This window comes from Alphaproteobacteria bacterium (genome assembly GCA_030740435.1).
In the GTDB taxonomy this organism is placed as follows: Bacteria; Pseudomonadota; Alphaproteobacteria; order UBA2966; family UBA2966.
This window is the reverse complement of record JASLXG010000035.1, coordinates 18,105-38,104: the sequence shown is the minus strand read 5'-3', so window position 1 is coordinate 38,104 and position 20,000 is coordinate 18,105. Positions and strand designations below refer to the sequence as shown.

Below are 20,000 nucleotides of genomic sequence, written 5' to 3'. Positions count from 1 at the left end.
GACTACGGAGTTGGCGGCGGTTCAGGATAACCGTCGCGGCTCCGTTGTTGCGTCTGGCGGCGTTTCTCCAGGTGACGTTTTATCAAGCGCCAATAAATCAGCCCGTTTAGAACAAGAACAGAAATCCCCATAGCCACGAATCCCCAGCGGGGAAAGCTGCCTAACAGAACCTCGGGATAGAGCAGCGGCAGCAGGTATTGCTCGATGAAGCTTGTTTCGTACCCCGCCAACGCACCCTGGCGGCGCAAATGATTCTCGAGATACGTCAGCGGGCAGATCCAGCCCAGAAGCTCGATGCCGCCGCCCCAGACAAAGGCCGGCAGGTGCAGCCAGGCCAGCTTGGGCCAGCGCCAGACAAAAAAGCCGCCGGCCACGACGAAAACCACGAAGCCCAGGTGCACGGCCAGCACCAGATCGGCGAGCAGACGCGCCAGCATCAACCCACCACCACGCCAAAGGCCAAAAGGCCCTGGGCGGTACAATAGCTGGTCCAGACGAAGGGGCCGGCGCCCGGCAGCGGCCCGCGGAATTTATTGGCCGCCAGCACGGCATCCGAAGCCACGAACGCCAGCGCCCCCAGCGCCACCCAAGGCGTGGCGAAATCGGCCAGCAACGCGGCCAGCGCCATGGCCACGATGACCGCCACATAGGCGGCCACGGGACCGCGCAAGCCCCCCAGGGTGGGCCACAGCCAGGCCAGCACGCCGCCGGCCGCGACGACCACGGCCAGGGCGGCAACGGTGGCCGCCGGCCCCGGCCACCAGGGCGTTTCGACGTGGCCCACGAAGATGGCGCCGTAGGCCACATGGGCCAGCAGGAAGGAAGCCAACCCGGCGCGAAACCTCCCTTCGCTCTCGCCCACCAGAAACACATCGCCTGCCGTTGACAGCACCAACGCTGCCAGCAGCAGCCAGCCGTCGAACCCGTCCAGCAGCCCCCGCAGCAGCAACCAGACCAGCAGCAACGCCAGCCCCCCGACCGCCGATCCCTTGACCAGGGCCCGGCCCCGATAGGAGCTCTCGCCCGAGGCCAGATAGCCGAGCGCCCCGGCCAACGAGAGACCCAGGATTCCCAGCTCCGTTGTCCCCAATGTGCGCCAGATTTCCGTCCCGCCGGCCATGCCGTTATTTGAGGCCGCGTTTGGCAATCGGGGCAAGGGGCGATATTGTCATGATGTGATAATCAATATATAATTTTCTTATTAAACGGGTATAATAAGCATCAAGAACCCTTATCGTTCGTTTTCCAGGGGTTTCGGCGAACTTTTTGGCTGAGCGCCATGGCGCCGATGAAAGGGAGGCTGAATTGGATTACGACCCCTCGAGGAAATCCCTTCTCGATCCCGGCGCCGCCAGGGATTTTTTCCCCAACGGCCGGCCTGACGACGAAGCGGCGCTGGGCGCCGAAATGTCGCGTCTGGCCTATTGCCGGGACGAAAGCGTCGTCGGCGGTGTGCTGGCCGGAATCGGCTATTCCGAGTTTTGCACCTTCGACCGGGGCGGCAGCCAGGCCCTGATGGCCTGGGATGGCCCCCCCGCCGTCCTGGCCTTTCGCGGTACCGAAGCGGACGATCCCACCGACATCATCGACGATGCCCTCTTTCTGCCGGAACCCTGGCCGGCGGGGGGCAATGTGCACATGGGTTTCGCCGGTGCCTTCGAGCGCATCTGGCCCGAAATCGAGCCGCAACTGGCTGGCGCCGGCCCTATCCTGTTCACCGGGCACAGCCTGGGTGCTGCTCTCGCCACCCTGGCGGCCAGCCGGCAGCCGTGTGCCGGCCTTCTCACCTACGGCTCGCCCCGGGTCGGCGACAGGGACTTCGGCCAAGCCCTGGCCGGGCAGCGCATCCGCCGCTTCGTCAATTGCTGCGACCTGGTCTGCCGGGTACCGCCCGAGCCCTACCGCCACGTTGGCGAGCTTCACTACATCGACCGCGACCGCCGACTGAACGTCTCCCCCGATCCGGAAGCGATTGAATCCGAGCAGTGGCGGGCACACCTCGAATACACGGTCCTGTGGGCCTGGCGCTGGGGCAACCTGGTGGTCCGCGACCTCGCCGACCACGCCCCCGTCAACTATTCCGGGGCGCTGCTCTAGGCGCCACGGGCGCTTTGTTGGGGCTTTCATGGCGGATGACCTCGAACCCACGGAACCCGAACGCCGCCTCATCGAGGCCGCCGCCAAGGGCGAGGTAGCCGACTACGCAGTGGCTGAGGAAACCGCCGACGACCCGGCCAACGGCGCCGATTGGGGGGACGACCGCAGACTGCGCGCCGGGATCATTTACGCGCTTTGCCTTGGCAGTAATGACGAGTGGCCGGTTCACGCCAAAGGTGTACGCGTCCGCGGCGCCCGCATCGCCGGCCGTCTGGATTTCGAGGACGCCATATTGGAGTGTTCCCTGGCACTCGCAGACTGCTTCATCGAGCAGGAGATGGTCTTGCTCGGCGCCGAGGGGCGGTCCTTGAATCTGGCCGGCAGTCTCGTTCGGAACATAAGAGCCGACCGCTTCAAGACATCGGGCGGCGTATTTCTCAGAAACGGTTTTCGCGCCAAGGGCGAAGTGCGCCTTTTGGGCGCGGATATCGGCGGCAACCTGGATTGCTCAAACGGCAGTTTCGAAAACGCGGACGGCAATGCCCTCTTCGCTGATCGTCTCAAGACGGCCGGCAGCGTTTTCCTCAGTGACAACTTCAGCGCCAAGGGCGAAGTGCGCTTTTTGGGAGCGGATATCGGTGGCAGCCTGTATTGCTTAAACGGCAGTTTCGAAAACGCGGACGGCAATGCCCTCTCCGCCGATGGTCTCAAGACGGCCGGCGACGTCTTCCTCCGTGACAACTTCAGCGCCAAGGGCGAAGTGCGCCTTTTGGGAGCGGATATCGGCGGCGACCTGGATTGCTCAAACGGCAGTTTCGAAAACGCGGACGGCAAAGCCCTCTCCGCCGATCGTCTCAAGACGGCCGGCGACGTCTTCCTCCGTGACAACTTCAGCGCCAAGGGCGAAGTGCGCCTTTTGGGCGCGGATATCGGCGGCGACCTCTCTTGCGTTGGCGGCCATTTTTCGAACCCTGGCAGCGATGCCCTCTCCGCTGAGAGGGCAATAATTAGTGGCGTATTCTTTCTTGGCGAATTTGCCTCACCGGTAGAGGGAACGATCAACCTCGCACATGCCGAGGCAGGCGTTCTGGCCGATGACGAGGCGGGTTGGCCGGCGCCCGGAAACCTTGTCCTGGATGGCTTCGTCTACGGGGCCATCGCTGGAAAGGCGCCAACCGCTGCGGCAAAAAGGCTCGATTGGCTCAAGCGGCAGCCGGCCGGCGATTTCCGGCCGCAGCCTTACGTCCAGCTCGCCAAGATACTGCGGGAGATGGGGCATGAACGCGATGCCCGCGAGGTTTCGATTGCCCGGCAGGAAGCCTGGATCGGGAGTGGCGACCTGGGCTGGCGGGGCAGGATCTGGCACCGCTTCCTCGGCCTCACCATCGGCCACGGCTACAAACCCTGGAAGGTGCTTTGGTTTTTCCTTGGCATCGTCATCCTCGGCAGTGCCGTTTTCGGCTTGGCGGAGTACGCAGGCTTGATGGTGCCGGCCAAGGAACGGGTCTATCTCGACGCGCGCTACCCGGAACTGCCGCCCGAATACCCGCGTTTCCAACCCCACCTCTATTCCCTCGACGTCTTCCTGCCGATCGTCGATTTGCACCAGGAGAGTTTTTGGCTGCCCAAGGCGGGGACGGGCTGGGGTTGGGCGGTGATGGCTTATTTATGGCTGCACATTCTGCTCGGCTGGGTCCTGACCACGGTGGCCGTGGCCGGGCTCACGGGTCTGGTGCGCAGGGACTGACGCGCCCGGGCCTGGCTGCCGTGGCCCGGCCCGGTGCGATACCGGCCCTCAGCCCAAATCGCGCAAATCATTAACCCGTTTGGCCTTGCCGATGGAGCGTTCGATCTCGTTCTGCCCTGCTATGCGGACCTTTGCGCTGACCCCGATCAGGCCCTTGATGCGGTCAGCCACGTCGCCGGCGCAGGCCGCCTTGTCGGCCTCGCCGGCGCCCGCCAGCTCGGGCTTCATCTCGACCGCCACGGTGAGCTGGTCGAGCGGGCCCTCGCGCCGCACCTCGAGGATGTAGTGCGGCGATAGGCGCTCGTCGGCCAGCAGGATTTCCTCGATCTGGGTGGGGAAGACGTTGACGCCGCGGATGATCAGCATGTCGTCCGACCGCCCCGTCACCTTGGCCATGCGGCGCATGCTTCGGGCCGAGCCGGGCAACAGCCTGGTCAGGTCGCGGGTGCGGTAGCGGATGATGGGAAAGGCTTCCTTCGAGAGGCTGGTGAAGACCAGCTCGCCCTCTTCGCCGTCGGGCAGCACGGCGCCTGTCTCGGGGTCGATGACCTCGGGGTAGAAGTGGTCCTCCCAGATGTGCGGGCCGTCCTTGGTCTCGATGCATTCGCAGGAAACGCCGGGGCCCATGACCTCGGAAAGGCCGAAGATGTCGATGGCATCGAGGCCGACGCGGGCCTCGATCTCGCCGCGCATGGCCTCGGTCCAGGGCTCGGCGCCGAAGATGCCGATGCGCATGCTTGATTCCCGCGGGTCCAGGCCCTGGGCCTCGAACTCGTCGGCCAAGGCCAGCATGTAGCTCGGCGTCACCATGATGACGGCGGGCTTGAAGTCGGTGATCAGCTTGATCTGGCGCTCGCTCAGGCCGCCCGACACCGGCACCACGGTGCAGCCCAGGCGCTCGGCGCCATAGTGCGCCCCCAGGCCGCCGGTAAACAGGCCATAGCCATAGGCGATATGGACCAGGTCGCCGGGCCGGCCGCCGGCGGTGCGGATCGAGCGCGCCATCAGATTGCTCCACATGTCGAGGTCGGCCTGGGTATAGCCCACCACCGTGGGATTGCCGGTGGTACCGGAGGAAGCATGGATGCGCACGACTTGCTCTCGCGGCACGGCGAACATGTCGAAGGGGTAGTTGTCGCGAAGGTCGGTCTTGACGGTGAAGGGGAACTTGGCGAGATCGGCCAGATCGTGCAAGTCTTCGGGGTGCACGCCGGCCTGGTCGAAGGCGGTTTTGTAGTGCCCGACGTTGGCGTAGACGTGGCCCAGCGTCCACTTCAGGCGCTCGAGCTGCAAGGCCGAGATTTCGTCGCGGCTGGCTATCTCGATGGGATCGAGCTCGCCCTTCTCCGGGGCCCGGTTGTCTGCTCTCATGGCTGGCCCCTAGTCGAGGCGTTCGATAAGCGCCGCGATGCCCTGGCCGACGCCGATGCACATGGTGCAAAGCGCCAGGCGGCCGCCGCTGCGCTCGAGCTGGTAGAGCGCCGTGGTGGCGAGGCGCGTGCCGCTCATGCCCAGGGGGTGTCCCAGCGCTATGGCGCCGCCCTGGGGATTGACGTTTTCGGCATCGTCGGCGAGACCCAGGTCGCGGGTTACCGCCAGGGCCTGGGCGGCGAAGGCCTCGTTGAGTTCGATCACGTCGACCTCGGCGATCTTGAGGCCAAGGCGATCCAAGAGCTTGCGTGAGGCCGGGGCCGGCCCCATGCCCATGATGCGGGGCTCGACGCCGGCCGTGGCCATGCCCACGACGCGGGCCCGGGCGGTCAGGCCGTAGCGCTCCACCGCCGCTTCGGAAGCCAGCAGCAGCGCCGCGGCGCCGTCGTTGACGCCCGAGGCATTACCGGCCGTTACCGTGCCGCCTTCGCGAAACGGCGCCGGCAGCTTGGCCAGACCTTCCAGCGTGGTCTCTGGCCGGGGGTGTTCGTCGTGCTCGACGACGATGTCGTCACCGCGGCGTTGGGGGATGGTCACCGGCACGATCTCGGCGGCGAAGTGGCCGGCCTCGCGGGCGGCCCCGGCGCGCTGTTGGCTGCGTTGGGCAAAGGCGTCCTGGTCGGCCCGGGAGATCTGGAATTCCTGGGCCACATTCTCGGCCGTCTCGGGCATCGAATCGACGCCGAACTGGCTCTTCATCAGCGAGTTCACGAAGCGCCAACCCATGGTGGTGTCGTAGATCTCGGCCTGGCGTGAAAAGGGCGTCTCGGCCTTGGCCATGACGAAGGGCGCCCGGCTCATGCTCTCGACGCCGGCCGCGATCACCAGCTCGGCCTCGCCGGTCTTGATGGCGCGCGCACCCGAGCCCACGGCATCGAGGCCGGAGCCGCAGAGCCGGTTGATGGTGGCGCCCGGAACCTCGGTGGGCAGGCCGGCCAGCAGCGCCGCCATGCGGGCCACGTTGCGGTTGTCCTCGCCGGCCTGGTTGGCGCAGCCCATGAGCACCTCGTCGACCTGGTCCCAGGCCACGTCGGGGTTGCGTTCCATCAGGGCCTTGATGGGCAGCGCCGCCAGGTCGTCGGTGCGCAGCTTGGCAAGGCCGCCGCCGTAACGTCCGATGGGCGTACGCACGGCATCGCAGATGAAGGCTTCGGTCATGAGGTTGGTCCCTCCGGGCTGTCGACGACTTTGGCGCGGTACGAGGTGCCGCGAAAGAGCGCCACGATGTCGCCATGTTGGTTGCTCACGGTGACATCATAAACGCCGGTGCGGCGCGAGCGCGAGCGTTCCTCGCAGACGGCGGTGAGCAGGTCGCCGACCGTTGGGGCCTGTCGGAAGGCGATGGTTGCTTCGATGGCCACAGAGATCGGCGCCGCCGAATTACAGGCGTAACCGAAGGCGGAATCGGCCAGGGTGAAGAGAAACCCGCCGTGCAGAGACTGGTACTGATTGAGCATGTCCTCGCGCACCGTCATGCGCGTCACGGCCCGGCCCGGGCCGGGCTCTTCGAGGCTGATGCCGAGGAGGCCGCCGGCGGTGTGGATCTTGAAAGCAGTGTCGGTAGTATCCGGCATCTCAGCGCCCCGTGAAGACGGCTTTGCGCTTTTCGATAAAGGCCGTCACGCCTTCGCGGAAATCCTCGGTGGCGAAGGCGGCGACCTGGCTGTCGCGCTCGACGTCGAGTTGTGCCGCCATGTCGTTGTCGAGTGAGACCTCCAGCGCCTGTTTCATGATGGCGATGGCCCGGGTGGGCTGTTTGGCCAGGCGCCGGGCCAGGCCCATGGCCTCGTCCATCAGCGCCTCGTCGTCGACGCACTTCCAGATAAGGCCCCATTCGGCGGCCCTCTCGGCCGGCAAGGGCTCGCCCAGCATGCAAAGCGCCCGGGCCCGGGCCGGCCCGATCAGGCGGGGCAGGTAGTAAGTGCCGCCGGCATCGGGAATGACGCCGATGCGCACGAAAACCTGGATGAATTCGGCCGAACGCGCGGCCAGCACGATATCGCCGACCAGGGCGAAATTGCAGCCCGCCCCGGCGGCGATGCCGTTGACGGCGACGATGACCGGCAGCTCCAGGGCGCGCAGGCGCTTGATCAATGGGTGGTAGTCGTCATCCAGGACGGCGGCCGCGTCTAGTTCGGCACCTTTGGCGATTTTCCCGGCCACGCCGGCCAGATTGGCACCCGAACAAAAGGCCCGTCCGGCGCCGGTGATGACCAGGGCACGGAGATCGGCGTCGCCCTCGATGGCGTCCATGGCGTGGCGCAGCTCGGCGTGCATGGCGTCGGTGAAGGCGTTGAGGCTGTCGGGCCGGTTGAGCGTGATGACGGCAACGCCGTCGTTGCTTTCAAAGCGGATGGTTTCGAAGTCCATGATTTTCCCGAGAGTGGTCTAGGGCAAGGGTTGCTCACAATAATCGCCGGGCCGGGCGGGGGCAACGCCAGCGGTTGCGCCGCCCTTGCCGCCGCCCTAGTTTCAGGCGGTCCCCATGCGGAGAGAAATAATGGCCAGCGTCTACGCCTTCGAGGGCATCGTCCCGGTGGTCGATCCCTCGGCCTACCTGCATCCCCGGGCCGTGCTGATCGGTGATGTCATCGTCGGGCCGCACTGCTACATCGGTCCCGGAGTCTCGCTGCGGGGCGATTATGGCCGCATTGTCATCGGTGGCGGTTCCAACGCCCAGGACAACGTCGTCATGCATAGCTTCCCGGCCGCCGAGACGCAGGTCGGCGAGGACTGCCATATCGGCCACGGCGTGGTGCTGCACGGCTGCAGGCTCGGGACCAACGTGCTGGTGGGTATGAACGCCGTGGTCATGGATGGCGCCCAGGTCGGCGACGACTGCTTCATCGGCGCGCTCGCCTTCGTCAAGGGCAACGACGAGATCCCGCCCCGCAGCCTGGCGGCCGGCATTCCGGCCCGGGTGGTGCGCGAACTCAGCGAAGACGACGTGTCGCGAAAATCCCGCGGCACGGCCCAGTACCAATGGCTGGCCCGGCGCTGTTGGCAAGGCCTGGTGGCCTGTGAGCCGCTTAGCGAGATCGAGGCCGACCGGCCCAGCGCCCGGTGGGACGAAAGCATCCGGCCGTTGCATGAAAAACCAAATGTCGAGTAGAGGAAGCGACATGGACATGGATGCCCATCTGAACGAGACCGAACGCGCCGTCGTCGAACGCGCGCGCCTTTTCGCCCGGGACGAAATAGCGCCCAAGGCGCCGGGCTGGGCGGTGACGCGCGAGGTGCCGCTGGAGACCACGAAAGCGGCGGCCGAGGCCGGGCTTTGCGGCCTGGTGGTGCCGGAAGCCGACGGCGGCAGCGGCCTCGGTATAAGCGCCATGGCCCGGGTCGTCGAGGAACTGGCGGCGGTCGACTTCGGTTTTCCCTTCGGCCTGGTGGTGCACAACAACCTGGCCGGCTCCATCGCCCGTAACGGCAGCGACGAACAGCGCCGGCGCTTTCTGCCCGATATGCTGGCGGCCCGGCGCATCGGCGCCTTTTTGCTCACCGAACCCGGCAGCGGCAGCGATGCGGCGGCGATCGCCACGCGGGCCGAGCGTGACGGCGAGGGCTGGGTGCTGAACGGCGAAAAGGCCTGGATCACCAATACCGTCACGGCCGAAGTGCTTTCGGTCTATGCCCAGACCGACCCCGCGGCCGGCTGGCGCGGCATCGCCTGCTTTCTGGTCGATGCCGATACCCGGGGTGTGAAACGCGGGCCTACCTACGAGATGATGGGCTGCCATGCCGCCGGCGTCGGTGGCTTCCGCTTCGAGGATTGCCGGATCGGCGAGGCCGATCTTTTTCTGGCGCCGGGCGAGGCCTTCAAGGCGGCGCTTTTTGGCATCGATATCGCCCGCATCATCGTGGCCGCCGGCTGCTGCGGCATGTTGCGAACAGGCATCGACACGGCGCTCTCGTATGCCATGCAGCGCCGCGCCTTCGGCCAGGCCACGGCCGACTTCCAGGGCCTGCAGTGGATGCTGGCTGACGCCGAGACCGACTGGCGGGCGGCGCGCTTGCTCACAGTCGAGGCCGGGCGGCTGCATGACGCCGGCGATCCGAGGGCGCCGCTGGCGGCGGCCCACGCCAAGAAGTTCGCCCCCCGCATCTGCCTTGCCCGCCTGGCCGATTGCATGCAGGTCATGGGCGCCGCCGGCTACAGCCATGACTACCCTTTGGCCCGCCACCTGGCGGCGGCCAAGATGGCCCAAATCGTCGATGGCACGACGGAGATTCAGAACGTGGTCATCAGCCGCGCCATGCGGAAGGCGGCGGGGTAATCCGCCGGCGCCTCCTTAGCGCAGCGGGAAGCCCATATCCTTCAGAATTTGGGAAAGTTTTTCGCGCCCGCTTATTGCTGAAATCGCTCCCAGCCGGTCGATCACACGCTCGGTCCAGGTGCTTTGCGCCATCTCGTGGCGGCCTGAAAAGTCGGCCATCTTTTGGTCGTAGGCGGCGCGCAGCCGAGGCTCGTCCGGATTGCCGTATTTCTCCCGAAAGAGAACAGCCGGCTGCGACAGGCGGGGTTTCACCTCGTTGGTGACATCGGCGGTGGCATATCCGACGCACAGGCCGAACATGCTCATGCAGCTGGCGGGCAGGCCCAGCAATTCCTTGACCTGGATCGGGTCGTTGCGCAGCGAGCCGATGTAGACGGTGGACAAGCCCAGCGATTCGGCTGCCACCACCGCGTTCTGGGCCGCCAGCGCGGCATCGATGGCGGCTACCAGGAAGGTCTCCAGGTAGGGGATGACCTCCAGCTCGATTCCTTCTTCGGCGCCGAGCCGCTGGTGGCGCGAAACATCGGCCAGCCAGACCAGAAATAGCGGGCACTCCATGATGTGTTTCTGGTTGTTGGCGAGTTTCGCCATCGCCGCCTTGGTGGCACCATCCTTCACCGCGACCACCGACCAGGTCTGCATGTTGGAACTGGTGGCGGCGGACTGCGCCGCCGCGATCAAGGTCTCGAGCGTGCCCTCGGGCAAGGCCTCGGACTTGTAGCCCCGGATCGAGCGATGCGAGAGCAGCAGCTCGATATGCTCGTTCCAGGGACCCGCGGCAGGAATGGCATCAGGGCCGTATCGCTTGGCCAGAGCTGCCGATTTCAACTGTCCCTTTGGCACGGAAATATTCATCGCTTCGTCCCGATGGCTATGGCGTCGAATGCGTTACCCTCATCTTACCCTATGGTTGTCACCCCACGGTAGCAACTGCACACCAGGCAAAAGGCGGCAGGATTGGGGGATCTGGGGGCTATCTCGCGATGATCCGCAGCGCCACGTAGGGAACCAGATTGAAGACCAGAATGGCGATCTTGTAGAGCCCGAGGAAGGCATAGAGGACCACGTCGAAGGCCTCGCGCGAGAGGTGGAACATTTGCCCGTGCCAAAGGTATACAAAATCCGAGAGCGCGATGATCATGATGATCGATAGGATCAGCAGGGCGACGTTGATGATGGTGCACCACTTGAAAAAGGCTGTCGCAGACCGGGTATCCATGATGTTTCTCCCGTCATTTAGCCAGGAACGCTTCATAACTGTGCCTCGCGACGCCCGGATTCAAGATTACGGGCGGCCGGGCCGGGCAGCGATATGACGGCCATCCGGGAAATCTCGGGTAGACTGCCTCGAGCAGCCCCGTGATCGAGGAAACCGCGATGATCCCCGCCAAGCCGTTGGCAAACCCGCCCAGCCACGAAGTCATCAGCCGTGCCATGCGGAAAGCGGCGGGGTAGGGGAGGCCTTCGCCCATGTCGGATCTGCCAGGCAGCGTGATTTTTCACGAACACGGCCCCCGCGAAGGCTTTCAATTGGAAAGCCGCCAGTATCCCCTCGAGAAGCGGGTGGCGCTTATCGAAGCAATCGCCGCGGCCGGCGTCTCGCGCATCCAGGCCGCCTCGTTCGTCAATCCCAAGCTGGTGCCGACCATGGCCGACAGCCGGGAATTGTTCGCCGCCATCAGAAAACGTCCCGGTACCCGCTATACGGCGCTGGCGCTCAATCCCTGGGGTTTCGAACAAGCCCTCGAGGTGCCCCAGGTCGACCACCTGGGTTCCGTCGTGCTCTACGCCTCCAACGGATTCTGTCTGGCCAACAACAATTGCAGCAAACAGGAAGCCCGCGCCCGCCTGCAGCAGTGGACCGAACTTTACGACCGCCACCAGGTCGCCTTGGAGCAAGTCTACGTATTGTCGGCGTTCGGCGACAATTTCGAGGGCGAGGTGCCGCTTTCCGACGTCATGGAGGAAGTCCGCCACACCGTCGAATTGTGCCGCCAACAGGGCCGCGCGCTGCCCCGCATCGACCTCGACGACAGCATGGGCTGGGCCGATCCGCACAGCATTCGGACACGCATCGGCGCCGTCCGCGAGGCCTATCCGGAACTGGAAGTCGGTCTCCATCTGCACGACAGCCGGGGGCTCGGCGGGGCTTGCGTTTTTGCCGCGCTGGAGCTGGGCGTGCGCCATTTCGACAGCTCCATCGGCGGCCTCGGCGGCTGCCCCTTCGCCCGCCACAAGAACCGCGCCGCCGCGGGCAACATCTGCACCGAAGACATGGTGCACCTCTGCCACGAGCTCGGCGTTGAGACCGGCATCGATCTCGACGCCCTGATCGCAGCCGCCGGACTGGCCGAAGACATCGTCGGCCGGCCGCTGATGGGCCGGGTCATGCATTCCGGCTCGCTCAGCGAATACCGGGCGGCAGGGTCGGGCTGATATCACCGCTCTCCGCCACCTTTCAGGGCCGCTTGAAAGCGGCCGTCCCGGCCGCCACATATAGCTCGTCTCTTGCTCCCGGCGGGGCGAGCCGGGGCGGAACCAACATGCGCAAACAGAAACCCAGCCGGACCGCGCTCAAGATCGCCATGGCGATCGTCACCCTTTCGGCCAAGCCCCGGATGGCGGCCGTGATTCCCGCGGGAGCGGTGGAAGCCACGGAAAAACTGCTGGTCGCCTCCGGTGCCGTGAGCGAGAGGATCGTGCGCTGGGCCCGGACCCGGCGCATGGCTTCGTTCTACGACGCCTTCGACTGGATGCTGCCCGGCATGTTCGCATCGCTGGGCCAGCGCAAGGCCTTTTGCGAGCGCCAAGTGAGGGACGGCATCGCCGCTGGCGCCACCCAGGTGCTGGTGCTGGGCGCGGGTTACGACACGCTGGGCTGGCGGCTTGCGCCCGAGTTCCCCGGGGTACGCTTCCATGAGATCGACCACCCGGCCACGGCCCGCCTCAAGAGGAGGGGCATCGAGGCGCTGGGGCGGCGGCCCAACCTGGTGCTCGCCGCCGAGGATCTGGGGGAGCGGCAGCTTTCCGAGGTCCTGGCCGAGCTGCCGGGGTGGGATTCCAGTGTCGCTGCCGTCTTCGTGGCCGAGGGCTTGGTGATGTACCTGCCGCCGCAGGCGGTGCCGGAACTCTTTCGCCAATGTGCCGCCGGCTCTGGTCCGGGAAGCCGCATCGCCTTCACCTACATTCCCACTGGCGCCGACGGCCGGCCCGACGTCGGGCCTTGGAGCGGGTTGATGCTATGGCTGCAGGGAGCCGTGGGCGAGCCCTGGACGTTCAGCATCCGGCCCCAAGAGCTCGGGCCCTTCCTGGCGGCGGCGGGCTGGCGCGATGCTTCGGCGACAGCTTTCGGGGCCGGTAAGCGCGGCGTCGAATACTACGCCGCGGCGGTCTTGCATAATGCGGTAGACTGACGCCGGCAGTTCCGGAACCAGGAGATCGCCATGATCCCGGCCAAACCGATGGCAACCCTGCCCACCCATGAAGTCACCAACATGCCGCCCCACCTCGGCGACCAGGACCTGTGGCGGAACGACAGGGCCTTGCGCGAGGGCGTGGAGCGCGAGGGCGGCGGCTGGGCGGGGGAGAAGCTGGCCGCCTTCGGCAAGCTCGCCGGCGCCGCCGGGACCTTCGAGAAAGCCGACCAAGCCAACCGCCATGGGCCCGAAATCCGCGCCTTCGACCGCCATGGCATGCGCATCAACCAGGTCGAGTTCCATCCCGCCTATCACGACCTGATGGCGCTCGCCATCGAGAACGAGGTGCCGAACTTCGCCTGGCGCCACGAGGGGGCCGGTGCCCAGGTCGGGCACGCGGCGCTCACCTACATGCTCAATCAGGCCGAAGGCGGCGTGCTTTGCCCCATGGCCATGAGCTATGCCGTGGTGCCGCCGCTTAAGCAGAGCCCGGGCGTCGGCGACGACTGGATCCCCAGGCTGTTGTCGACGTCCTACGACCCCCGCGATTTTCCGGTGGAGCAGAAATCCGGTGCCACCATGGGCATGTTCATGACCGAGAAGCAGGGCGGCTCGGATGTGCGCAGCAATTCGACCGGGGCTCGGCCGCTGGGCGCGGCCACCGGCGAGGGCGCCGAATACCGCCTCACCGGCCACAAGTTCTTCTGCTCGGCACCGATGTCGGACGCCTTCCTCACGCTGGCCTATGCCGACGGTGGGCTTTCCTGCTTTCTGGTGCCGCGCTGGGGGCCCGACGGCGAGCGCAACAACCTCTTCCTGCAGCGCCTCAAGGATAAGCTCGGCAACCGCTCCAACGCGTCTTCGGAGATGGAGCTCCAGGACACCTGGGGCGTCATGGTGGGCCAGGAGGGCAGGGGCGTGCGCACCATCATCGACATGGTCCAGGGCACCCGGTTCTACTGCTGCTTCTCGTCGGCCGCGCTGATGCGGCAGGGGCTGGTCCAGGCGCTGCATCACACCAGCCACAGGCTGGCGTTCCAGAAGAAACTGCTTCAACAGCCCCTGATGCGGAACGTGCTGGCCGACCTGGCCCTCGAGGCCGAAGCGGCCCTGGTGCTGACGCTGCGCCTGGCCCGGGCCATGGACCAACGCGCCGGCGACGAAGGCGCCGCGGCGCTGGCGCGAATCGGCACGGCGGTGGGCAAGTACTGGATCTGCAAGCGTGCGCCGGGGCACGTCTTCGAGGCCATGGAGTGCCACGGCGGTCCCGGCTACATCGAGGAATCGATCCTGCCCAGGCTCTACCGCGAGGCGCCGGTCAACAGCATCTGGGAGGGCTCGGGCAACGTCATGTGCCTCGACGTGCTGCGCGCCATGCTGCGCGAGGAGGCCGCCGTACCGGCCATCCTGGCCGAGCTCGAGGCGGCCCGTGGCGGCAACGCCGCCCTCGATGCCGCCGCCGCGGCGCTGGCGGATGAGCTTGCCCGGCCCGAGGATCTGGAACTGCGCGCCCGGGGCGTGACGGAATTATTGGCCATCACTTTGCAGGCCGCATTGTTGGTACGCCACGCCCCGGCCGCCGTGGCCGACGCCTTTTGCGCCTCACGCCTGGGCTCGCGCTGGACCGGCGCCTACGGTGCCCTGCCGGCGGGCCTCGATTTCGACGCCATCATCGAGCGCGCCGTTCCGGATTCATAGGATCCCGGGGGCCAAAATGGGGCACCTGCCTTGGCTCCCGAATGTACCCGTCACCCTTTCCCCGCGAACCTGAAGCCGGGGAAGACGTGGGGTTTTTTTGACTGCCCGGGATGAGACCAAGGATCGTGAGAATTGCCGCCAAAGATTATGTGCCAAACCATTGGCTTGGCCAGCAGTCCCTGACTGTCTCGTTCTGGATAAATTTCGTGCTGCTACGCGCCGCAATCGTCGGCGTGGAGGTATTGTCTCTCACCCGTTTTGTCGAAGGTGTTTCCTTAGAAATCATCATATCCAGTATTTTGATTTTCGTGGCTGATCTCGTCATTATTTTATGGCAATTTGTTGGAGTGATTCGATCTTGTGACAGGTATCAATCCTCCTATGGATCTGTTTCGGCGGTGTGGGGTGTGTATTTTGGCATTGTCATGGGCTTGCTTTTCGCTATCGTAATTGTTTTCATATTCGTCCAGAACATCAGCGTTAGACGCGACAAATATTCCTTGAGCACCTTGTGGGAACGGGAGCGTACAGCCAAGTACGCACTGACCCTTGCGGAAAAGGGAGACTACCTATACTTGAAAGGCAGCTTCGAGTTGGGGGTCACCAAAGCTCTGAAGAAGCTTTTACAGGAAAACTCCCATGTCAAAGGCATCGTCTTGGCCAGTCCGGGGGGAAACACTTTTGCAGGGCGGGGCGTTGCCAGGGTCATTCGCGACCATGGCCTGAATTCCTATGTTTTCGCAGACTGCTTTTCCGCCTGCACCCTTGCTTTCATCGCTGGGGTGAAGCGAACTCTTGGGCCGAACGGCAGGTTGGGATTCCACCGGTATGGGCTTGACGCGGACTATCAAGTGCCGTTTGTCGATATAGAGGAAGAGCAGAGCACTGACAGGGAATTTTTCAAGCTACAGAATATCAAGAACGCCTTCTTGAAAAAAGTCTTCGCAACTTCGCATTCGGAGCTATGGATTCCCGATAGGCAAGAGCTGTTGGAAGCAGGAGTTGTTCACAAAGTCGATGCAAGGCTTCCGGTGGAATAACCCCGCCCGCAATCATAAACAAGCTGATCCCGAGGGTACGATTCGGCCCCGTCGAACGTCTATGAAATGCCCTATTCCGCCGCCTGGGCAGCCAATGCCGCCTCGGTCTCGGGTGAAAGGTAGGCGCCCTGGCGCAACAGCTCGCGCTGCACGAGCTGGGCATCGAGCTCACGCGGCAGGATCCCCGCATCCGCCGCCAACGCCGCTGCCACGCCGGCGGCGTGGCCGGTCATCCAGCACTGCGGCACCTCGCGCAGGAAGGAGTGCGAACTGGCGTCGCAGGCGATGTGGCGGCCGGCGGCCAAAACGCCGTCGATAGCGGCCGGCGTGAGCGCCCCCAGCGGCACCGAGATGTTGGGCGTCTCGGGCGCGAGCGAGGTAGAGACGCCGATCTCGTCGGGCCACACACGGCCCTCGTCCCACTGCCCCCGGCTGACCTGGTTCAGGCCGATCAGGCGGCGGCTGTGGCGCACGCCGATCTGCGGCGCGCCCAGCATGAGGAAGGCGTTCTCGAAGCCCGGCGCGTTTTGGCGATAGAAATCGAGATGGCCGACGGTGAGCCGGCGCGACTGGATTTCGACTTCGCTCAGGTCCTCGACGTCGACGGCGCTGTAGCCCGAAAGCCGGGGCCCCATGAAAAGCGCCACGTCGTTGCGCCACGAAACGAAGGCTTTTTCGAAGAATTTGAGCTGCTCGCGGCCGCGCGCCATGAAGTCCTTGAAGCCCTCGGCATCCTCGAAACGGAAGGGCAGCCAGCGCGCCATGTCGACGCCGCCGAGCAGGAAGGCGGTGTTGATGCAGTGGTGGATGCTGTCCTCGTCGATGTCGTTCTCGAACTCGAGGCCGGCCCGGGCCAGCAGGTCGGCATCGCCCGTGGTGTCGACCACCACCTTGGCCAGGATGGCCCGGCGGCCTTCCTTGCTCTCGAAGATGGCGCCGCGCATGACGCCCTGCTCGACGATGGGCTCGACGGCCCAGGCATGGAAGGTGAGGCGGACGTTCTGCTCCAGCGTAAGTTCCATCGATAGCGTCTTGAGCGCCTCGGGATCGACGGTCGGCGAGAAGGTGACGATGCCATGGTAGGCGGCGGTGCGTTGCGACCAGTAGGCCGCCGTGGCGGCGTCGCGCGAGCCCCAGTCGGCCCGCGACGGGCCCTGCTTGGCCTCCGCCGGCAGGCGTTCGAGGATGTCGTGGGCGATGCCGGAGATGATTTCACGGCCGCTCCAGTCCGTCATGCGGTCGATCCAGATCACCAGTCCGCCGGTCGACAGGCCGCCGAGGTGGTTGTAGCGCTCAACCAGCATGACGTCGGCGCCCAGCCGCCCGGCCGCCACCGCGGCGGCCGTGCCCGAGGGCCCGCCGCCCACCACCAGCACGTCGGTCTCGGCGAACACTGGGGTCTCGCGGGCCGCTTCGCTGATCGTCTTGGCCGGGCGCGGCCGTCGCGGGCCGCGGCCCGCACCGGTGAAAATCTGCACTCCCTGTGTGTCGCTGATGCTGGCGCTCAGGTAATTGCTTTTTTTCATCTCGCCCTCGCACGATTTGAGGAGGTGGCAATATGCTATCAGATGATGCCGGGAAAATCAGGGAAGGGCCAAGCAGATGCCGAAGACGCACGTCCAACTCATTGAAAAACCAACAATAATCTCCGCAGCAGGCAACAAGCCCAAGTCCATCGAGGAGTTCGTCGGCCGCGCCAACTCGGCCACCAGCGAGGTCAGCATCGCCCGCATGCGCAGCCCGGCCGGCTGGCAGGAGCCCGGCCAGACCCCGGAATTCGACGAATACACCGTGGTGCTGACTGGCACGTTGCGCGTCGAGACCGGCGATGAAGTGTTCGAGGTCGGCGCCGGCCAGACCATCATTACCCCCAAGGGCAACTGGGTGCGCTATGGCTCGCCCCATGAGGGCGGCGCCGAATATATCGCGGTCTGCCTGCCGGCCTTCGCTCCCGAGACCGTCCACCGCGACGAATAGGCATGTGTCCCGTCGTGGGCAATCATGTGGCCCTGCCGCGTCCGTGCTGATTCGGTTCTAAATCGACGGTTTTATGATATGGAATATTGGGCTACCACTGCGGCAAAAATGTGGATCATCTTGGGGGTATTGGCTGGTCATGACGTTCAAATTTGTTGACCTGGATGTGCGCGGATCGGTCGGTTGGTATCGTTTCAATCGACCGGCAAGAAACTCCGTGGATTGGGAAATGTTGTACGAGCTTGCGCCCGCCTTCGAGGCGCTGCTCGAGGCGGCGGAGGTCAAGGTCATCGTGATCGCCAGCGCGCTGGACGATTACTTCAGCACCGGCGCGGATATCTCGGCTTTCAAGGACGTCGCGGCCGAACGTATGCAAGATTGGGTGCGAGAGACCCAGAAAGTGGCGCAAGTCCTGCGCTCGTCTTCGAAGCCCGTGCTGGCCGCCATCAACGGTGTGGCGGTTGGAGGCGGGCTCGAGATGACGTTTCACGCGGATCTGCGTTTCCTTGCCATTGATGCCCGCCTGGGACAGCCGGAGGTCAATATCGGCTTCATCCCACCCGTCGGTGGCACCCAAGGATTGCTGCGGCTGGTGGGCCGAAGCCAGGCCTTTCGCATGCTCTATGGCGGCCAGGTCATGGAGGCCAAGACGGCGCAGGAGATTGGCTTGGCCGATTTTGTCGTGCCCGTCGACCAACTGGCCAGCGAAGTCCAAAGCTACGCCGACATGTTGGCCAGCAAGCCGGCCAACACCTTGGCGGCCATTCGACGCTGCCTGGTCGATGGTGGCGGGCGGGCTTTTGACGACGGTTTGGAGATCGAGAGGGATCAGGCGTTCGCCCTCGCCGGCCATGCGAATTTCGCGGAAGGTGTTACCGCATTCCTAGAAAAACGAAAGCCTGAATGGCGATAGAGCGAAAGGATCGGGGGGGGAATGCGGGTTGGTGCCGCACCAAGATAACAGCGACCCCTGACGGCGGTGCCGAATACGTTGCCCTCAGCGGCTGCTCAGCACAGCCAGCGCCTCGTCGGCCGCCTCGAGGGTGGTGCGCGGACATCTTCGTCGCTCAGTTCGCTGCACACGAACCAGGTGCCGCGGCCGGTCGTGCGCACGCCCCGGTGCTGCAGTTCTTCGACGAAGCCGAGGCGCATCGCCTCATCGGAGGCCTTGTAGCCGCGGTAATCGTAGAGCGGCGAAGATGGCGTGAAGAGGGCGGAAAAGACCGTGCCGATGCCCTGGATATGCAAGGGCAGCCCGTGCTTTCGGCCGAGCCCGTCGAGCCCCGCCATGAGGCTTCTGCCGCGGGCCTCCATCGCCGCCAACAGCGCCCCGTCGTCCTCTGCCAGTTCCGCGATGGTTGCCGCGCAGGCCGCCACGCTGGAGGTCAGGCCGTTGTAGGTGCCGCCATGCAGGACGCCGCTGGTCACGCCATCCATGATGTCACGGCGGCCGGCGACGATGCTGATGGCAAATCCGGCCGCCGCCGCCTTGGCGAAAACCGCGAGATCCGGGGTCACGCCGTAGCGCGCCTGGGCGCCCCCCAGCGCGGCCCGGAAGCCGGTGATCACTTCGTCGAAGATCAGCACGATGCCATGTCGGTCGCAAAGCTCGCGCAGGCCTTCGAGATAACCGGGTCGGGGCTCGATGACGCCGGTGTTGCAGGCGATGGGCTCGAGCACGATCGCCGCCAGCTGGTCGGCCCTGGCTGCGACCGTTTCCTCGAGCCGGGCCAAATCGTTGAAGGGCTGCACCACCACGTTGGCGATGGCCGTCTCCGGCTGGCCCCGGCTCTGCCCCACCGTGGCCGGTGCCTCGGGCGGGCCGGCCTCGTTCAAGCCCGGTGTCACGCTGGCCAGAATGTTGTCGGCCCAGCCATGGTACTGGCCTTCGAACTTGAGGATCAGCTCGCGCCCGGTGTGGGCCCGGGCCAGGCGGATGGCGATCTGGTCGGCCTGGGTTCCGGAAATATCGAAACGAACCTGTTCGGCGCAGGGAATGATCTCGCACAATCGCTGGGCCAGGGCCAACTCCGACGAATGAAGGGCTGTGAAGGCCTGGCCTTGATCGAGGCTGGCCCGCACCGCCTCGATCACCCGCCCTGGGCTGTGCCCGAGAATGGCCGGCCCGTTGCCCAGCATGTAGTCGATGTAACGGTTGCCATCGACGTCCCAGACATAGGCGCCCTCGCCGCGCTCGAAACAGAGCGGCACGGGATTGGTCTGATAGCGGAAATTGCTGCTGACGCCACCCGAGAGGACACGGCAGGCCTCATCGTGGATGGCGATTGACTTGTCGTAACGTCCCATTGCCGGCCCC

The 20,000-nt window shown here is 65.3% G+C and carries 20 protein-coding genes; 10 read left to right on the top strand and 10 right to left on the bottom strand.

Going from position 1 to position 20,000, the window contains the following annotated elements; translation table 11 throughout:
- Positions 1–2 precede the first annotated feature (2 nt).
- Positions 3–437, bottom strand: a complete 435-nt coding sequence (locus QGG75_04150) for a DUF2784 domain-containing protein (protein MDP6066432.1) — start codon at positions 435–437, stop codon at positions 3–5.
- The gene (locus tag QGG75_04145; GenBank protein MDP6066431.1) at positions 437–1,120 is read right to left on the bottom strand and encodes a lysoplasmalogenase; all 684 of its coding nucleotides are present in this window, start codon (positions 1,118–1,120) and stop codon (positions 437–439) included. Before QGG75_04145 ends, QGG75_04150 begins: the two co-directional genes overlap by 1 nt.
- A gap of 185 nt (positions 1,121–1,305) precedes the next feature.
- On the opposite strand from QGG75_04145, the gene QGG75_04140 reads away from it, so the two are divergent.
- Both QGG75_04140 and QGG75_04135 read left to right on the top strand, forming a co-directional pair.
- The gene (locus QGG75_04140; GenBank protein ID MDP6066430.1) at positions 1,306–2,097 is read left to right on the top strand and encodes a lipase family protein; all 792 of its coding nucleotides are present in this window, start codon (positions 1,306–1,308) and stop codon (positions 2,095–2,097) included.
- Positions 2,098–2,125: 28 nt separating this feature from the next.
- Complete coding sequence (locus QGG75_04135; GenBank protein ID MDP6066429.1) at positions 2,126–3,844, top strand: hypothetical protein; 1,719 nt, start codon at positions 2,126–2,128, stop codon at positions 3,842–3,844.
- 48 nt (positions 3,845–3,892) lie between these two features.
- Here QGG75_04135 and paaF read toward each other — a convergent pair whose 3' ends face one another.
- From paaF to paaG, 4 genes are read right to left on the bottom strand one after another with little or no spacing between them, the layout of a single operon-like run.
- On the bottom strand, positions 3,893–5,215 hold the full coding sequence (gene paaF, locus QGG75_04130) for a phenylacetate--CoA ligase (GenBank protein MDP6066428.1): 1,323 nt from the start codon (positions 5,213–5,215) through the stop codon (positions 3,893–3,895).
- A gap of 9 nt (positions 5,216–5,224) precedes the next feature.
- Positions 5,225–6,433 (bottom strand): 3-oxoadipyl-CoA thiolase, encoded by a 1,209-nt coding sequence (gene pcaF, locus QGG75_04125; protein ID MDP6066427.1) that lies wholly within the window; start codon positions 6,431–6,433, stop codon positions 5,225–5,227.
- A complete protein-coding gene (paaI, locus tag QGG75_04120) occupies positions 6,430–6,849 on the bottom strand; it encodes a hydroxyphenylacetyl-CoA thioesterase PaaI (GenBank protein ID MDP6066426.1) in 420 nt (139 codons plus the stop codon). The genes pcaF and paaI overlap by 4 nt, the downstream gene beginning before the upstream one ends.
- 1 nt (position 6,850) lies before the next feature.
- Positions 6,851–7,645: a 2-(1,2-epoxy-1,2-dihydrophenyl)acetyl-CoA isomerase PaaG gene (gene paaG / locus QGG75_04115; GenBank protein MDP6066425.1), complete on the bottom strand. Its 795-nt coding sequence runs from the start codon at positions 7,643–7,645 to the stop codon at positions 6,851–6,853.
- A 130-nt stretch (positions 7,646–7,775) separates the two neighbouring features.
- Between paaG and QGG75_04110 the strand changes: the two genes are divergently transcribed.
- Positions 7,776–8,387, top strand: a complete 612-nt coding sequence (locus QGG75_04110) for a transferase hexapeptide repeat family protein (GenBank protein MDP6066424.1) — start codon at positions 7,776–7,778, stop codon at positions 8,385–8,387.
- Complete coding sequence (locus QGG75_04105) at positions 8,377–9,552, top strand: acyl-CoA dehydrogenase family protein (GenBank protein ID MDP6066423.1); 1,176 nt, start codon at positions 8,377–8,379, stop codon at positions 9,550–9,552. Before QGG75_04110 ends, QGG75_04105 begins: the two co-directional genes overlap by 11 nt.
- Before the next feature lie 15 nt (positions 9,553–9,567).
- Here the strand turns inward: QGG75_04105 and QGG75_04100 are convergent, their stop codons facing one another.
- Together QGG75_04100 and QGG75_04095 are read right to left on the bottom strand one after the other, a co-directional pair.
- Complete coding sequence (locus tag QGG75_04100; GenBank protein MDP6066422.1) at positions 9,568–10,380, bottom strand: nitroreductase family protein; 813 nt, start codon at positions 10,378–10,380, stop codon at positions 9,568–9,570.
- Between the two features lie 145 nt (positions 10,381–10,525).
- Entirely contained in the window at positions 10,526–10,771 is a 246-nt protein-coding gene (locus QGG75_04095) for a hypothetical protein (protein MDP6066421.1), read from the bottom strand.
- A gap of 251 nt (positions 10,772–11,022) precedes the next feature.
- Here QGG75_04095 and QGG75_04090 point away from each other — a divergent pair, with 251 nt between their 5' ends.
- The 4 genes from QGG75_04090 to QGG75_04075 all read left to right on the top strand — a co-directional run bounded on the left by QGG75_04090 (position 11,023) and on the right by QGG75_04075 (position 15,706).
- Positions 11,023–11,988: a hydroxymethylglutaryl-CoA lyase gene (locus QGG75_04090; protein ID MDP6066420.1), complete on the top strand. Its 966-nt coding sequence runs from the start codon at positions 11,023–11,025 to the stop codon at positions 11,986–11,988.
- Between the two features lie 107 nt (positions 11,989–12,095).
- A complete protein-coding gene (locus QGG75_04085) occupies positions 12,096–12,965 on the top strand; it encodes an SAM-dependent methyltransferase (GenBank protein ID MDP6066419.1) in 870 nt (289 codons plus the stop codon).
- A 30-nt stretch (positions 12,966–12,995) separates the two neighbouring features.
- Positions 12,996–14,666, top strand: coding sequence for an acyl-CoA dehydrogenase family protein (locus tag QGG75_04080; GenBank protein MDP6066418.1), 1,671 nt, complete (start codon positions 12,996–12,998; stop codon positions 14,664–14,666).
- 125 nt (positions 14,667–14,791) lie between these two features.
- Positions 14,792–15,706, top strand: coding sequence for a hypothetical protein (locus QGG75_04075; protein MDP6066417.1), 915 nt, complete (start codon positions 14,792–14,794; stop codon positions 15,704–15,706).
- A gap of 71 nt (positions 15,707–15,777) precedes the next feature.
- On the opposite strand, the gene QGG75_04070 is transcribed toward QGG75_04075, so the two are convergent.
- Positions 15,778–17,232: an FAD-dependent oxidoreductase gene (locus QGG75_04070; protein MDP6066416.1), complete on the bottom strand. Its 1,455-nt coding sequence runs from the start codon at positions 17,230–17,232 to the stop codon at positions 15,778–15,780.
- 76 nt (positions 17,233–17,308) lie between these two features.
- Between QGG75_04070 and QGG75_04065 the strand changes: the two genes are divergently transcribed.
- Positions 17,309–17,683, top strand: coding sequence for a cupin domain-containing protein (locus tag QGG75_04065; protein MDP6066415.1), 375 nt, complete (start codon positions 17,309–17,311; stop codon positions 17,681–17,683).
- Between the two features lie 139 nt (positions 17,684–17,822).
- Positions 17,823–18,596 (top strand): enoyl-CoA hydratase/isomerase family protein, encoded by a 774-nt coding sequence (locus QGG75_04060; protein MDP6066414.1) that lies wholly within the window; start codon positions 17,823–17,825, stop codon positions 18,594–18,596.
- 95 nt (positions 18,597–18,691) lie between these two features.
- On the opposite strand, the gene QGG75_04055 is transcribed toward QGG75_04060, so the two are convergent.
- Entirely contained in the window at positions 18,692–19,990 is a 1,299-nt protein-coding gene (locus QGG75_04055; GenBank protein MDP6066413.1) for an aspartate aminotransferase family protein, read from the bottom strand.
- Positions 19,991–20,000: the final 10 nt, after the last annotated feature.